The organism is Paenibacillus sp. MY03, from assembly GCF_002165585.1.
Lineage (GTDB): Bacteria > Bacillota > Bacilli > Paenibacillales > Paenibacillaceae > Pristimantibacillus > Pristimantibacillus agaridevorans.
Genome location: NZ_MXQD01000007.1, coordinates 75,429 through 90,702 on the forward strand (window position 1 = coordinate 75,429; position 15,274 = coordinate 90,702).

General features: G+C 52.9%; 10 protein-coding genes. 3 read left to right on the forward strand and 7 right to left on the reverse strand.

The features are described 5' to 3' along the window. The first annotated feature begins 49 nt into the window (after nucleotides 1–49). Nucleotides 50–853: an AraC family transcriptional regulator gene (locus B1748_RS08010; RefSeq protein WP_179215460.1), complete on the forward strand. Its 804-nt coding sequence runs from the start codon at nucleotides 50–52 to the stop codon at nucleotides 851–853. A 79-nt stretch (nucleotides 854–932) separates the two neighbouring features. Here B1748_RS08010 and B1748_RS08015 read toward each other — a convergent pair whose 3' ends face one another. The 5 genes from B1748_RS08015 to B1748_RS08035 all read right to left on the reverse strand — a co-directional run bounded on the left by B1748_RS08015 (nucleotide 933) and on the right by B1748_RS08035 (nucleotide 6,064). Further along, nucleotides 933–1,697 carry an N-acetylmuramoyl-L-alanine amidase family protein gene (locus tag B1748_RS08015; protein ID WP_087567375.1) on the reverse strand — a complete coding sequence of 255 codons (765 nt, stop codon included), beginning with the start codon at nucleotides 1,695–1,697 and terminating at the stop codon, nucleotides 933–935. Nucleotides 1,698–1,860: 163 nt separating this feature from the next. Next, complete coding sequence (locus tag B1748_RS08020; protein WP_143810262.1) at nucleotides 1,861–2,616, reverse strand: type 2 periplasmic-binding domain-containing protein; 756 nt, start codon at nucleotides 2,614–2,616, stop codon at nucleotides 1,861–1,863. Nucleotides 2,617–2,720: 104 nt separating this feature from the next. Beyond that, the gene (locus B1748_RS08025; RefSeq protein ID WP_087567377.1) at nucleotides 2,721–3,896 is read right to left on the reverse strand and encodes a WD40 repeat domain-containing protein; all 1,176 of its coding nucleotides are present in this window, start codon (nucleotides 3,894–3,896) and stop codon (nucleotides 2,721–2,723) included. Further along, nucleotides 3,893–5,362, reverse strand: a complete 1,470-nt coding sequence (locus B1748_RS08030) for a sensor histidine kinase (protein WP_087567378.1) — start codon at nucleotides 5,360–5,362, stop codon at nucleotides 3,893–3,895. Before B1748_RS08030 ends, B1748_RS08025 begins: the two co-directional genes overlap by 4 nt. 3 nt (nucleotides 5,363–5,365) lie before the next feature. Further along, entirely contained in the window at nucleotides 5,366–6,064 is a 699-nt protein-coding gene (locus B1748_RS08035) for a response regulator transcription factor (RefSeq protein ID WP_087567379.1), read from the reverse strand. A gap of 189 nt (nucleotides 6,065–6,253) precedes the next feature. Here B1748_RS08035 and B1748_RS08040 point away from each other — a divergent pair, with 189 nt between their 5' ends. Continuing rightward, on the forward strand, nucleotides 6,254–7,003 hold the full coding sequence (locus B1748_RS08040) for a type II toxin-antitoxin system Phd/YefM family antitoxin (protein ID WP_087567380.1): 750 nt from the start codon (nucleotides 6,254–6,256) through the stop codon (nucleotides 7,001–7,003). A gap of 542 nt (nucleotides 7,004–7,545) precedes the next feature. Next, on the forward strand, nucleotides 7,546–13,362 hold the full coding sequence (locus tag B1748_RS08045; RefSeq protein WP_179215461.1) for an S-layer homology domain-containing protein: 5,817 nt from the start codon (nucleotides 7,546–7,548) through the stop codon (nucleotides 13,360–13,362). Nucleotides 13,363–13,576: 214 nt separating this feature from the next. Here the strand turns inward: B1748_RS08045 and B1748_RS08050 are convergent, their stop codons facing one another. Both B1748_RS08050 and B1748_RS08055 read right to left on the reverse strand, forming a co-directional pair. Next, complete coding sequence (locus B1748_RS08050) at nucleotides 13,577–14,452, reverse strand: metallophosphoesterase family protein (RefSeq protein ID WP_087567382.1); 876 nt, start codon at nucleotides 14,450–14,452, stop codon at nucleotides 13,577–13,579. Next, the gene (locus B1748_RS08055; protein WP_179215462.1) at nucleotides 14,453–15,247 is read right to left on the reverse strand and encodes an HAD-IIA family hydrolase; all 795 of its coding nucleotides are present in this window, start codon (nucleotides 15,245–15,247) and stop codon (nucleotides 14,453–14,455) included. Nucleotides 15,248–15,274 lie beyond the last annotated feature (27 nt).

Sequence of the window (15,274 nt, forward strand, 5' to 3'; positions counted from 1 at the left end):
TAGCCTGACAAGGCGTGTTCAAAAAGTACGGTTTGAGACTGGAGAAAACATGCAAATTCAATTAACGCTGCCAGATATAGAAGTTGTTCAAATCGCGAATGCGTTCGAGAACCTTCCTCATACGCATGACGGACATTATCAACTGACGATTCCTACGCACGGCACCTGTTACTTCACGCATGAGAATAAGCAAATGACGCTCATGCCTGGAGAAGCGCTTCTTCTTCATGCCGATGACCGGCATTGCTTCCATATCGGAGACGACGCTGGAGTCATTGTTGCCATTACGGAAGGCGGGCGATTTGACGCCTCTCTTCCAGAGGTACGAGGACGTGACGAGACTGCACTGCGCCTGCAGGTAGAGCCCGGCCTCGTTAAAGCCCGCTTCCGCAGGTGGCTGGACCTGTCCATGCCCTCCGGGGAGCTGCTGGCCGAACAGCAGTCGGAGACGCTGATCCTGAACGAACTGCTCGAGCTCATGCAGGGAGGCGGGGAGAAGGGGCTCCTGTCCGATAAGGAGCAGTCCCCTCAGTTGTCGGACAAACATATTACGAAGGCAGTCGAGTATATACGGGCTCATTACACGGAGGCGATCAGAATCGACGATGCGGCGGCCATTGCGCTCCAGAGCCGGTTCCACTTCATCCGCTCCTTCAAAGCCGCTACCGGCTATGCGCCCTATCAATATGTCCTCCATCTTCGCATGGAGGAAGCGCGGCGACTGTTGAAGGGGACAGCGCATACCGTGATGGAAATCAGCTTTATGCTGGGCTTCTCTACGCCAAGCCAGTTTTACCGAGTTTTCGAGAAGTCTACGGGGGCGACCCCGGAGCAGTATCGCCTACGCCAATAAGTGTGACGACCATAAAAAGAACCACGGCCCAAAGCTGGCGTCGTGGTTCATCTGATCTTATCCCATCTATCCTTCTCGACTACATACTACTTCCCCTTGTTTGCTCATAGTACGCCTTCAAACCGTCAACGATGGCCCGAGCCATCTGATCCTGCCCCTCCTCGCTCAGGATAGCGGTTTCCTCCGCCACATTGGACAGGTAGCCGGTCTCGATAAGCAGCGAGGGAACCTGACTCAAGGTGAGTACCTTCAGCTCGTTCAGCCGGATCCCCCGATCCCTGAATCCCATTGCGTCTACGAGTTCTTCATGAATCGCCTCCGCCAGCAGCAGACCGTTATCGTATCGATAAAACGTCTCCGAACCAGAGACGCTGCTGTCTTCGTAGGCATTGCCATGAATGGAGACGAAAGCGTCGGCCGGCCAGTCATTGGCCATACCCGCACGATCCTCAAGCTCCACGAACGTATCGTCCGTCCGGGTCATCCGGACCTCGAAGCGCGAATCCTCCAACAGCAGATCATACACACGCTCCGCGATTGCCAGATTGCTGACCTTCTCGAATATTCCGCTGGCCCCAGTGGAACCAGGATCCTTACCTCCGTGTCCAGGGTCAATCACTATTTTAAACGTATCCTTCGTCGATTCGGAATCGGAATCGAAATCGCCGATTCCCGAGCTGATTTGCTCGGTCTTATTTTCTTTTCCGCCGAGCGTTTTCGGCATCTCTCCGCCATTTTTCGCAAATTGAGTCATATAGAGAAAGATACCTGCAATGGCAACGAGCAGCAGCAGCGAAAGCGTCTTGAATCTGGCCGATCTTGAATATCTTCTGGTTCTTTCCATTAAGATGACGCCCTCCCGAATATGGATAAATAATGCCTCTACTACGTTATATCATCCAGAAATCATGGGATCGTCTACAACTTGCAACAAAAATGTCTCCAAATAAATTCTAACACGAAAAAAGATAGAGCAGTTCATTTAGCCAGATTAAATTTTAAAGCGCTTACTGCTGAAGCTCGTTGACGGGGACTCCGTCAGAAAGCATCCACTGACCCGACATCATAAACTTGATAAATGCCCAAGCTTCTTGTTTTACCGTGGATGCGGCGTTCATCCCGACCGTCGAATCGACATCTTCGGCGAATCCCCGCTGGAAGAAGGACAGCGGCATCCCGTATAAGCCGCCTCCGACCTTTGCATGATCCAGAATGTTGGCGAAATATAGCTCACGATTAAAAGTCGCATCCCGCTCGATCAGTGTCTCCAGGTCGACAAGCAAGCCGCGCTGCACGTAATGCTCGATCGGCAATAGATCCATTTCCAAAATATCCGGCCCTTTGCCCGCCAGCATCGCCGCATTCGTCGTTTTTACGAATCTCTCCAGATCCTTCTCGAATCTGGAGTCGTTTGTTTGGATATAGTGCAGCTCGATCTCGATATCGGGATGCAGCGCTTCGAACCTGGTCTTCGCTTCCGCGAAGCGGACATCCGGCCAGAAGGTCGCGAATACAACTTTCCGCTTTCCTTTGCCGCCCGATGCCATGCCTTGGCCGGTTCCATGAATTGGGCCTCCGTTCCATGCGGCGCCTTCGCCACCGGCATAACTTCCGCCTGTAGACGTACCGCTTGCGCCTCCCGTAAAATTGCCCGACGAGCTGCCGCCGCCCGCTCCCCTTCCACTGCAAGCAGCCAATAGGATCACGAGCAATAAGACCAGCGCCACGGCCATGATTCCGATTGTCCCTCTTAAGGTTATCATTGTCGAACACACCCTCTCATTCTGATGTCGTCCGGCTTACGCTTGCACCTCTTAAATGTAGGACAATCATGTCACCAAAGCTTGCCCGAGATGTCTACAAGTTGTCATGAACGAAAGTCGATCACGATCTGCTGGAAGCTGTAGTCATCCACAGCCTCGGCTTCTTTCGCCACCGGCTGCAAGGCAGCCGCATCGTCGTAGGGTTTCCGGCCTTGGATGAGCAGGGAGCCCCCATCCGGACTCCATGTCAGCCCATCCGCGACAATGCCTCGGTAAACCGTTGTTTTGTGCAACAGATTGTTCCCTTGCAGCTTCGCTACCTCGACGGTTGCATCAGGGGTTGAGTAGGCGATGAAGGAGCGATCCTGCGACAAGGCAAAATTCCCGACTTGGTCCAGCAGCACGGCATAACCGTCATTGCGGAGATCATAGGCGAACAAGGTGCCGTCCGAGCCGGTAAACGCGACCCGGTCCTGATCGATCCAATCGACCGAACCGTTCTGGTGCATCGTATGCTCATATTGCGGGATAAACTCGCCTTCCTCCAGCTTGCCCAGTACGAAGAACTGCGGCTTTCCCTTCTCTTCTTTAATCACGATTGCGCTTTTTCCATCCTCCGACAGCTTGACGGAATAATAAAATGCAATCTCGCTTGGCTCCGGCATCCTGTACGTTTTTATGGATCCGCTCTCCATATGGTAAGCTCCGATGCCAAGCTCCCCTTGCTCGGTAAAGGTAAAAAACGAAAAGTATGCGCTGTCGCCAGACCATGTAATGCTTCTCGAGCCCATTCTCAGAACGGAGCGGAGCGAGCTCACCTCCTTCTCCTCCCCGCTTTCGAGAGATACAAGCGTCAACGCGGACTCCTGTCCGGCGTCCTCGCTGTAGGAGTACCCGATGAGGTAACGCCCGTCCGTAGACAAGTTTCCGATATCGAGGAGATAACCGTCCATTTCGCGAACGCGCTCAGCCTTCTCGAACGGCGTTTTATACTTGTCGACAATGATGTCGCCCTTGAAGCCCCACGTCACGCGGATCAATTCGTCGTTCCCGATCCATTGGAACAAGCCGGCGTACTTGACGTCCCCGTTCGGGAGCCGGTACAGCGCGTCGATCTCGAACGCGTCGCCGCCTATCGCCGCAGGCGTCTCTTCCGCCCCATCCGGTATGATGATCGTTTCTGTTTTAAGCGTTCCCGCGCAGGCGGAAAGCGCAAGCGGCAGCAGGACGGCAAGGAGACATGCCGCTCCCGTTATACTCCAATTACGTTTCCGCTTCATACAGTCCTCCCCGCTTTCGCGCCGAGCAGCTCCATGGTTACTTTGTTCATTCCATCTTCGCTCATAATCGTAATTGTACCGCCGAGTTCGTCCATAATCGACTTGGCAATGGCTAGGCCGAGACCGACGCTGCCTTGTTCCCTGGCTGCTCTGCCTTCGGCCCCGAAGGGCTGGAACAAGCTTGCCAGCTTCTCCTGCGGGATCGGCTGGCCCGAATTGGCGATCACGATCCTGACGTTTTCTGCCGCAACCGAGCTTGCCGATGCCAAGATTTCCGCCCCGGGATCGCTATACTTGATCGCGTTGTCGAGGATGTTGATAAACAGCTGGCGGAGCTTGTCCGGTTGAGCCTCTACGAGCAGTTCATTACCGGTCTCGCAACGGATGGCCTTCTTGTAACGCTGCGCCTTGAAAGACATGGCGTCGCATACATCCCTTAGGAGCGATCCGGCTTCGATCCGCCCGCTTTCCTCCCAGCCTCCTTGCTCCTTCGACGTTTCCAGCAGGGATACGACCATGCCGTGCAGCCGCTGGCTTTCGCCCACGATATGATCCATCCCCTTGCGGAAAAACGCGGGATCGCTCTCCCCGTTTTCCCGGATAAGCTCCGCGTAGCCCAGAATGGACGTGAGCGGCGTCTTGAGCTCGTGGGTGACGTTGTCAAAGAAATGTTTGCCCTGCAGATGCAGCTTCTCCAGCCGATCCCGATCCCGTTCGATCTTCCCGATCTGGCTCTTGAGCTGACCGATCATGTCGTTGAAGTTGTCCGCCAGCCGGCCAATCTCGTCGCGCCTGTTTACCTCAAGCCGGACGTCCAGGTTTCCCTGCATGACTTCGGCCGAAGCGCCCTCCAGCTTGGACAGGGGCACCGAAATATGCCGCGACAGCAAATACGAAAACAGGAACGCGGCGCCAAAGATCGCCAGCGCGATGTAAAAGACGGCATTTAATATCCGGTCGGATTGCTCATAGAGCAGGTCGAATGGCTTCGAATAACGAAGAATGCCCACTTTTACGCCGTCGATAACGACGGGATAGGAATAATAAACCGCTGCCGTCCCGCCCTCATAGGAAATCGTATAAGCCGTCGCTCCCCGCGTTGCCTGCTTAAGATCGTCTTCCCCCGCACCCGAAAACGCGGACTCGTCGGAAGCATGGATGAGCTCGCCGTCCACCGTGTAGGCGCTGACCTCGCTCGACATGGCGTACCTCAGATCGCTGATCATTTCCTCCGCGATTTGTCCGAAGTAGATGTCGTCATTGCCGAAGTGATTGATCATAAACGCTTGACGCACATAATTGTTGCTTGTTTTTTTGAGCCCGATCAGATCGTCGGTTATAATCTTCTGATTGCTGGTCTGGATGATATTCGTAACCGTCCAGCTGAGGAGCAGAAACGACACCGCGAAGATGAGGAAAAAACCGACGATGAACTTGGTCCTGATGGACCGGAATCCCCCGCGCATGGACTAATCCGCATCCTTCTCGAATTTGTAGCCAATGCCGAATACCGTCGTAATCAGCTCGCCGACATCGAGTTTCTTGCGCAGCCGCTGGATATGGTTGTCGACGGTTCTCGTCTCTCCGACGTAATCGTAACCCCAGACCAGCTCCAGCAGCTCTTCTCTCGTAAAGATTCTGCCGCGGTTGCTGCACAGCTTCAGAAGCAGATCGAACTCCTTCGGCGTTAAGTCCACCGTCTCGCCGCGCCTCTTTACCATCCGTTCGCCGCGGATAATCTCGATATGATTAAAACGCAGCGTTTCTCCGCCGGCCTCCTCCTGCGAGGTTTGGCTCGCTTGCGCGAACCGCCGCAGAATAGTGCGGATCCTCGCGATAACCTCGCGCAGGTCGAACGGCTTCGTGATGTAGTCGTCCGCTCCGAACTCCAGGCCGAGTATTTTGTCGGTGATGTCGGACTTGGCCGTTACCATCAGGATCGGAATATTGTGGCTCGCTGTCACCTTCTTGCAGATGTCCAGCCCGCTGCCGTCCGGCAGCATCCAGTCGAGAATGAGCAGATCGGGGCGGAATCGCTCTACTTCTCGCATCCCTTCGGCGCTGCTCCCGGCGGTCTGCACCTCATAGCCCTCTCTCGTCAATCCGTATGCCAGCAGCTCCGCGATCGCGGCTTCGTCTTCAATGATCAGAACCTTTGTTTTCTCCATTGTTCGGCGTTCTCCCGTATGCCCTGCTGCAGCAGGGCGAAAGTTTGCCTCCATCATAGCACGAAGTTGTCATCAAGATGTAACGGGCCGTTACTCCTCTTTTATATCATACGATATTTTAACTTTTATCGAACGATATGCTATAATTATCGTACGATTATTGAACTATTACACTACGAGGTGATAGAAATGAAAGACACGACAAAAACAGTAACGGCCACTGAGTTTAAAACAAATTTGGGCAAGTATCTGGATTATGCAGCAGAGGATAATGAAATCGTCATCACAAAAAACGGGAACAAATTCGCGCGATTGTCGCCCTACCTTTCTAAAATCGAACGATATTTTACGGTAAAGGAACGAGCACAGGACTATCAGTATGGCGGCAAGAAGGTCTCTTACGAAGAATTCATGGAAATTTACGAGGATAGCGAGCAACGGATGGAATATATTAACGGCGAAATAGTTCTTCTCACTTCCCCAAGTACATTCCACCAAGATATTTCGGGAAATCTATATGTTCATCTTCGAGCATATTTAAAAGAGAAGAAGTGTAAGGTCTTTTATGCTCCTTTTGATGTGCATTTCTATAAAAAGGACTTGGACATACCTGATGTCATGCAGCCGGACTTGCTCATTGTTTGCGATTATGATGAGGCAGTAAATGAAAAAGACCGATATATGGGCACTCCAACGCTTTGTATCGAAATTTTATCAAAAAGTACCCGCTCTAAAGATATGATTGATAAGCTGAATACGTTTATGTTGTCAGGAGTAAGGGAATTTTGGATTATCGATCCTGATAAGCTTTCCGTTTTGGTTTACAGCTTTGAGAATTTTACTATCGAAGAATTTGCCGTATATCGCTCTAATGAAGTGTTGCGATCTTGCTTTTTTGAGGACCTTGAAATCGCAGTCAATGACATATTCGAGACGTAAAGATGTAGAACGTCGTTTATTTATCCGTGTATCCAATTTTATTCATAATCAGTCGGATCGACTCTTGTTCATACACATTGCGTCGATCCGATTCACACCCTCTTTATTGCTCCGGTATTCTCGCACGGATCGACTCCCTTTCGCATAACAATTGACCGTAGTTCGTAGAGATGATAATCCCCTTCGCCCCGCTCTGCACGGCCTGAACGATCGACGCCTCATCGATAATAGGGACGGGTGTCCAATACGAAAGCACCCTTGCCCTATAGCAGATAAATGTCCCGAAATCCCAATATTCTTACATAAATACAAAAGATATTGGATGGACGCTCCAATCCAATGTCCTCTATATTTTTAATAGACATAGCAATCAAATCTGCCATTTTGCTTTTACCTTTTAGTTAAATTAAAGCGGTTACATATGACCGCTGGACGAACGATGTCAATCGCAACCTGAACATTTGGCGAGCAACAACCGCCACACTGCGGGTAGCGTTTACATACCACATGCAAGCAACTATATGAAAGGTGGGAAAATAACAATGAAATTACGCACATGGACATCACTGCTTCTGGTTTTATTTCTTTTTGCAGGAAGCATGGCTGTTCCGCCCCCGGTAAAAGCAGAGGGCATCCAAGACAAGCTGTACGTATTTGATTTGCAAGCCTTTATCGATAGTAAAAAAAGCGTCAGTTCGAAGCTTGCCTACGATTATTTGAAGCTGGCCAGCGCGTTGCAAGGGCTCGCGAATCGCGACAAGCCGCAGCTCTATTTCCACTTCGAGTCCAACGGAATTGCAAAACAATCCAATTTGGACATCGACAATTTCTGGCTGGAGCAATTAAGCGGGCAGGACAAGCTGTTGTCTAACTACGACCAGGTCGCGGTAGACGATTTCTTTGAGCTGCTTGATCTGCTGCAAGATGCCGCAGACGGTGTTGTGTTGTGGGATGAAGACGTTCCCGCAACCGCCAACGTCGCTTCGACGATCGCCGGCGTCGAAAACTTGCTGCCGATTCGATATGATGACAATCCGGGCAGTGTATACGATGAAGTGGTGACCCAGCGTGAATTGTGGCCGGTAAGCAAGAACCTCGTCGGAATGTTTACCGGTTCGGGCACGATACCAGGCACCGATGGAGAACCATCGACCGGGAGCGCCAAAAACGATGCGTACATATGGGCGAAAATCAATTACTTGGACGCAGGATTGACGAATCCGGCGCTGATGGTAAACGCTTTGGACGGCGCTTCGTGGGGCGTGATCGCCAGCAAATTGAGCGCGAAAGTTGTGTCGGCTTACATCCCGACAACGTTGACACCCGGTCAATCGGCCGATATTTCGATTACGATCGAGAACACAGGCTCCTCGCCATGGACGTTGGCGGCCAATGACCGACTGGCCTCGACCAGCACCAACCAGTTCATCTGGAGCAATCTAAATGGAGGCTTCTCCGAAAGTATCAACAATCAGCGGGTATTCCTGAGTACGGATGATGAGATCAAACCCGGTGATACCAAACAGTTCCGGTTCACAATCAAGGCACCGGATACCGCAGGCACCTATACATTCAGCGCCACGATGGTACGTGATGGCGAAGCCTGGATGGTTGGTACAGGATTGTCCCGTGACATCGCAGTCGTAGCGAACGAGGCAAGGTCCATCCCTTCTTCGTCCGATGGCGGCCTACTCCCTATCGGCGATAAGCACAGCGGAACGACGATAACGGCTGTACAATCCATCAATCCGATGGCAATCTCACCAGAACCGTACGCCGCCCAGTTGGAGATCGCGGCATTGCCTGCCGCGATGCAACCGGGAACTATGGCCCAGGTGACGGTCGCCTATCGGAATACAGGGAGCGCCGCTTGGACGAAAGCCGCGAACGTCAGGCTGGGCGCTTGGGTGGCCCCCGATCTCAGCGCCACTGTAAATGAATTCGTCTGGAGCAGCCAGAATGGCGAACACGATCCTGCTAACCCGATGGGTCAATGCGTTTATTTGGACGACAACGAGCAGGTCGCTCCTGACGAAGTCAAAACATTTACCTTCCATATCATCGCCCCTACACAAACCGGTACTTACGAGTTCAGCGCCGCGCTGCTCCAAGAAGGCGTGCAATGGATCGGCCCGAACAAAGCGACGCGGACGATCTATGTCACAGCCGATGGGCAACCGCCAGCTGCGCCGGCGGAGGAACAATTAAGCTTGCCGCCAGCCGCTACAAACCAGGGCATGAATGCCGACATCGTGTCCGCTTCGCTGCCGATTGCGATCTTGGCCGGAGAGACGGCAGAAGTTAGTATAACAGTAACGAACACGGGCGATGAGCCATGGAGCATGAGCGCGTTAGACAAACTCGCATCGCTGTCGACTAATTCGCTGGTATGGAAGCGGTTGAATGGCGGATTTGCGGAGAGCGTGGACAATCAGCGCGTGCTGCTCGATCCGCAGGAGTTGGTTGCGCCGGGGCAGTCGAAGACGTTCCGTTTCGCAATTAAAGCACCCGATCAGCCAGGCGTATACCGCTTTGCTGCACAAATGATCAGGGACGGCGTAACTTGGAGCGGCACCCCGTTGGAACGAATGATTGTCGTCGAACAGCAGCTTGCCAGCCCTGAGCCGACTAACGTGCCGATGGCTGCGACAATCGTGTCCGCCTACGTCCCGCAGTCAATGAAACTGGGCGAAGAAACGGAGCTATCGCTCACTTTCGCCAATACAGGCACGAGCAGTTGGACGAAAGCCGACCTGTACCGGTTGGCGGCAGCCACCTCGAATCAGCTGCGCTGGACGAATTACAAAGACGGATTCACGAACGCACCAAACGATCAGCGCATTTATCTCGAGGAAGGAGAAACGGTCGCCCCTGGCCAAACCCGCACATTCCGTTTCTCGCTAGGCTCGCCGCAGACAGCGGGCACCTACGAATTCGCGGCTCGGATGATTCGTGACGGCGATGCTTGGTTCGGCAATTCGTGGATCAGCACGATCACCGTATCGGCAGATGGCACCGTACCGCAAATTCCGGACGAAGTAGAGGTTCCTAGCGAGCCCGTGTTCTATTCCGACCTATTTAATTCATCGCTGCCGAATGCGGACTATTACATCGCCCGCAAAGCCTTTTTCTTCGATTTGAGCCCGGACGAAACCAGCGTTCCGAACGATGATCCCACTCAGCCGCTCGGAAGCGACTACAGGACGTTTATCGAGCTCCTTCGTTCGCAGAACAGTCGGGCCGGCGAGCAAATTATAACGATCGGCGGCTTCGTGCCTTGGTTCATTAAATATACGACCTATGCCGATCCGAATGCGGCGCTTGATCCCGTTCCGGCCGAATGGGGTTATGCCGACATCATCTCCAAGTATAACGGGCAGATGGATGCCGATGCTTACGGATTGATCGGCCTAACGAACGCTTCTATATTCCGCCAGGTTCCGCTTAACGCCAACCTGAAGCAGAACAACGATAAAGGCGCGAACGGTAAAGTATACGATAAGAATAAGAAGTACATTATGTTCTACATGAGCGACTTTGATGCTTCGGCCTGGACTTCCGGCGCACTTCCGGCTTTATGGAACGATCCTAAGCGCGGCGAAATTCCGCTGGCATGGTCGTTCGTACCGAACGCGGCCGACCGCGTGCCGCAAGTGTTCAACTATCTCTATGAGACGATGAAACCCAATGATTATTTCGTGGCTAGCGACAACGGTGCAGGATACTTGAACCCGATGATGCTGGAAGCCCACAATCGCCCGGACGGTTTGCCCGATTTCCTCGACGTTTGGGAAGATTATAATGCGAGGCTGTTCGATCGTTTCGATCTCGATATTACCGGCTTCCTGATTAGCGGCAATTCAGGCGCCGCCTCGCTGCGCGTCCAGCAATCGTACAGCACGTTCTCGCCGCTGGGCGTGGGCAATAATTCCGGCTTCGATCAGCCGATCGTAAACGGCACGCCTTTTGGCAAAGTAACCGATCTCGGCGTGCAATTTACGGATACGCAAAAAATGGGCGACACGATGGCAAAGATGTTGCAGCGCAACTCGAACTTTTTCAGCTTTCGAACGATTTTGACCAAACCGACCGTCATCGTCGACGCCGTGGAATACGTGAAGCGGCAGTATCCCGACTTGAACTTCGAAGTCGTCGATCCGTATACGTACTACCGGTTCCTGGGCGAGAACGGCGGGGATATGTCGGACACGATTCGTACTTACAATTCAGTTAAAACATCGCAGCCTGTCACAATCGACGGCGTCGCCGATCCGGCTGAATGGGCCGATGCCGAAGAAATTACGGTGAGCAAGGAATCGCCCGATGTAAAAGCGTATGGCACCGTCGTACGCGATCCGCGGTCGGTTAGCAAATACCGCATGCGTTGGGACAACGATAATCTATACTTGCTGGAGGAGCGGACCGACGACTCGTTGCACTTTCCCGAGATTGGCAATCGAATGTACGAGTCCGACGCCACGCTGCTGTTCTTTGATCTCAAGCGGGACAAAAACGGGTCGGCTTTCCGCAACGGCGATTACGGCATCTTTATGACGGCAAGCGGGCCGGAGCCCAATCCGACTCCGCATATGTTCATCCGTGAGGGGCATAACGACGGGGCTGTAGAGAAGCCGTTTACAGACGGCCAGATCGCCTCGCAGTTACGCAGCGACGGCTATACGATGGAGGCGGCAATACCCTGGAGTTCGTTGCAAGTAACGCCGTTCGCCCCCGGAGAAAACCTCAGAGTCGGCATGACGCTGGCGGCGACCGACAATCATGGCTCATTCGCCGACGAGAAATGGGGACAAATCATGTGGGTCGGCGAAGGCGACGGCCAAGAGTATTGGGGCGACATGAAATTCGTCACATCACCCGTATCTATCTTGCAGTCGACAGTCATTAAACTGCCAGCTTCGCTGCAGGCAGGTTCTACGGCTACTGCGGCTGTAGACGGAACTTACAGCGACGCCACGGTAAAGCCGGTCACGCAAGGTCTCGTTTTCAGCAGCAGCAAGCCGGACGTAGCCTCTATTGATAGCGTGACAGGTCTGGTTCGTGCCATCGCGCCGGGACAAACGACGATCAAGGCAATAACGGCAGCTTCTGGCGGCATTGAAGCGCAGTTTACGCTTCTTGTGTACGCTGCACCCGCCGGCAACGGTCCAGGCAATCCGCCGACAACGACACCCGGCGAGGATGACAGACCATCGGCTAATCTAATGCGGCAAATTAGCAGCTCCGAACTGAGCAAACTAGCGGGAGACGGCGGGAGCATCGTGATTCGGTTAGCGGCTCAAGAAAGAGGCGTGCAGTTGCCAATTGATGCGGCAGAATTGCTCAAGGGACAAAGCTTGCAGGTCAAGTCCGGTACATCGACAATCACTTTGTCCGGCGGTACGCTTCGCGGTCTTGCTTCGACGCTAACGCCGAACAAGTCTGGCGGATCCATGACGTTGACGTTGGCTCCGCTGACTAACGCGGCATCGCAAGATCGGCTGAAACAGAGCGCCGAACTTACGTCGGCGCAGTTGCGGCAGCGTTCCGCACTCGTGGAACTGGGAGCGTCGACCATCGCGGACGATGGCACCGTTACAGCGACGACCCGATTCGCTGAACCGGTTGCTCTTATGATCGAACGTACCGCTACAACAGCAGTCAGCGATAAGCCGGTTTATTTATATAAGATCGGCGTCGATGGCAAGCTCACCTATGTGCCGAGCAAGCAGAAGGACGGCTTTTACACAGCAGAAGTCACGGAGCCTGGCTCCTATGCGCTGCTCGAATATAATAAGTCATACACGGACGTAGCAGACAACCACTGGGCGCATGACGTCATTCGCGACCTGAGCGCAAAACAAATTGTGGAGGGAATCCATGCTGCGCAATTTGATCCACAAGCAAGCGTCACCCGGGCCGAGTTCGCTGCGATGCTCGTACGAGCGTTGGGGCTCAGTCAGACTCCGGTAGAGGACGAGGGCAGCATCTTCGCCGATGTCGCCGCCGACAGCTGGTATGCCCGTTATGTAGCTGCCGCCTTCTCCTTCGGGCTCATCAACGGTACGTCGGCAACCTCTTTCGCTCCCGATGCGGCCATAACCCGTGAACAGATGGTCACGATGTTGATGCGTGCCGTTGAACTGAAGAAGGGCAACTCACTCCCTGTTAGTCCGACTGCTTCGACGTTCAGCGATGCTGCTTCCATCCAGGCATGGGCCATCCAGTCGGTTAATGCAGCGGTTGAACTAGGCATCGTCAAAGGCAGACCTTCGAATCGATTCGAAGCAAACGATTCGGCCACCCGTGCCGAGAGTGCGCAACTCCTCTATAATGGGTTATCTTATCTCGATAACAATTGATGGGGTTAAACGTAGGACGGGGCATTTATTCGATGCTTTCGAGGTAACTGGCGACTAATCTGTAGACGTACCACTTCCATGTGGTACGTCTTTCTTGTGCATTTGGCATGGGCTGAGGTACCCGAAATCCGGAACAACTCAAAAAAGAAGGGCCCCCAGTTTTCAACCTGGTACAACCCTTCTGATCATGTAAGACAGATATACCACAACTCTCTCAGCTCATGGGCAAGAGACGAATCGTTCTATAACCGCCGCTAAAACCGGCTTTCGTAACATATTGATATGTCCCCCGTCCGAAGGCGTCCCGATGCGCGAAATGGATATGACCGCAAAATAGGCCGATCAGATTGGCATATGGATTATCCATCAATATACGGTAAAAGTCGATTGTCGCAGCACGGGGTTCCTCTATCATCCACTCCGCCATAAGCTTCGCATCCCAACCCTCGGCCGCCATCATGATCGGCGAACGCCACTCCCGCATGACATCCTCGAGCAGACTTGGGATATAGATAGGTATGTGCATAAACAACAGAGTCGGCAACTCTTTTGCAAGTTGCCTTTCCATGAAGTCTAATTGATCGCCCGTGATCTGGTAGGTACTGTTATCGATCGCAACAAGATTGATCCCGTTAACTTCGGTGGACTGATAGGACGGATTGGCGTTGGTAAAACGATCAAATTTGGCATATTGGGAGCTGCGCGCAGCTTCGCTCCAAGGCTCGAACGGGTACTCCCAGTCATGATTGCCCGGCGTATATAGATAAGGCGAGCGCAACGTTTGCAATCGATTGTCCAAATAATCCAGATTATTGAGCGTTGCTCCATTTATGATATCACCGGTCAGAACAACATGATCGACGGCCAGTTCATTTGCATAATCCAGAGCCCGATTAAATTGGGTGCGAGTCTCAAGCGCATCGAAGCTGTACTGCCGAACAGACTCTGCCCATATTTCAATCCCATCCCGATCATCCGTTTCTTGCATATGACTATCGGTAATATGAAACAGGACTGTAGGCCTGGCAAGTCCCTCCACTCGAATGAGCGCCTGCTTCTCATTGGCAGTCCATACGTGCTCGAACTTCATTTAATTACCTCCTAATCGTTGATAAAGTTCAGGCAAATGATGAACAATGAGATCCGCATCCGGCTTGTCTGCCAAGTCCTGGCGTTCGGACAACGTCAATCCGCTCAGCCAAATCGTATACATCCCTGCTTTTTTGCCGCCGATGATATCCGTATCGTAATTGTCGCCGATCATGGCCGCCTTCTCTTGCATCAAACCGCATGACTCCAAAGCATACCGGAACAGATGCGGCTCGGGCTTCCCCAGAAACCCGGCCCGCTTGCCGGATACAGCTTCTAGTGCAGCAACAAGCGCCCCTGTCTCCGGAACCTTTCGCCCGCTCTCCCCCGGATGGGACAAATCGGCATTTGCTGCAATAAATCTCGCGCCATCTTTAATCGCATTAGAGAGCCGTTCCAGCTTGGCATAAGTAAAGTCCACGTCCAACCCGACTACCACGGCATCAAGCTCCGTTTGGTTTGCAAGCGGCACCACCTCATGGCCGGCCGCCTGCAATGACAGATTAAGCTTCGGACTGCCTGCGACTCCCACCCTCTGAAGTCCATAGCGCTCTCTCACATATCGCCCCATATAATCCGTTGCGGTTACGATATCTCCAGCAGCAGCCTCTATCCCCATGCCGCCAAGTTTATGCGCGATTTCAGCAGAGGAATGCCTTGAATTGTTGGTAACGAACCTAACCTGTTTACCCGAGTCTCTTAACCAACTTACTAATGCCAGAGCTCCAGGGGCAATGGTTTCTCCAAAGTAAACACTGCCATCCAGATCAAATAAATAGGCTTGAATGTTTTCCAAAGTCGCCTCTCCGCTCATGAGAACCGA

What these genes read in the sequence shown, in the direction of transcription:
- B1748_RS08010 (WP_179215460.1), top strand. Translation starts at nt 50, where the DNA reads ATGCAAATTCAATTAACGCTGCCAGATATAGAAGTTGTTCAAATCGCG.
- B1748_RS08015 (WP_087567375.1), bottom strand. Translation starts at nt 1,697, where the DNA reads ATGGAAAGAACCAGAAGATATTCAAGATCGGCCAGATTCAAGACGCTT.
- B1748_RS08020 (WP_143810262.1), bottom strand. Translation starts at nt 2,616, where the DNA reads ATGATAACCTTAAGAGGGACAATCGGAATCATGGCCGTGGCGCTGGTC.
- B1748_RS08025 (WP_087567377.1), bottom strand. Translation starts at nt 3,896, where the DNA reads ATGAAGCGGAAACGTAATTGGAGTATAACGGGAGCGGCATGTCTCCTT.
- B1748_RS08030 (WP_087567378.1), bottom strand. Translation starts at nt 5,362, where the DNA reads ATGCGCGGGGGATTCCGGTCCATCAGGACCAAGTTCATCGTCGGTTTT.
- B1748_RS08035 (WP_087567379.1), bottom strand. Translation starts at nt 6,064, where the DNA reads ATGGAGAAAACAAAGGTTCTGATCATTGAAGACGAAGCCGCGATCGCG.
- B1748_RS08040 (WP_087567380.1), top strand. Translation starts at nt 6,254, where the DNA reads ATGAAAGACACGACAAAAACAGTAACGGCCACTGAGTTTAAAACAAAT.
- B1748_RS08045 (WP_179215461.1), top strand. Translation starts at nt 7,546, where the DNA reads ATGAAATTACGCACATGGACATCACTGCTTCTGGTTTTATTTCTTTTT.
- B1748_RS08050 (WP_087567382.1), bottom strand. Translation starts at nt 14,452, where the DNA reads ATGAAGTTCGAGCACGTATGGACTGCCAATGAGAAGCAGGCGCTCATT.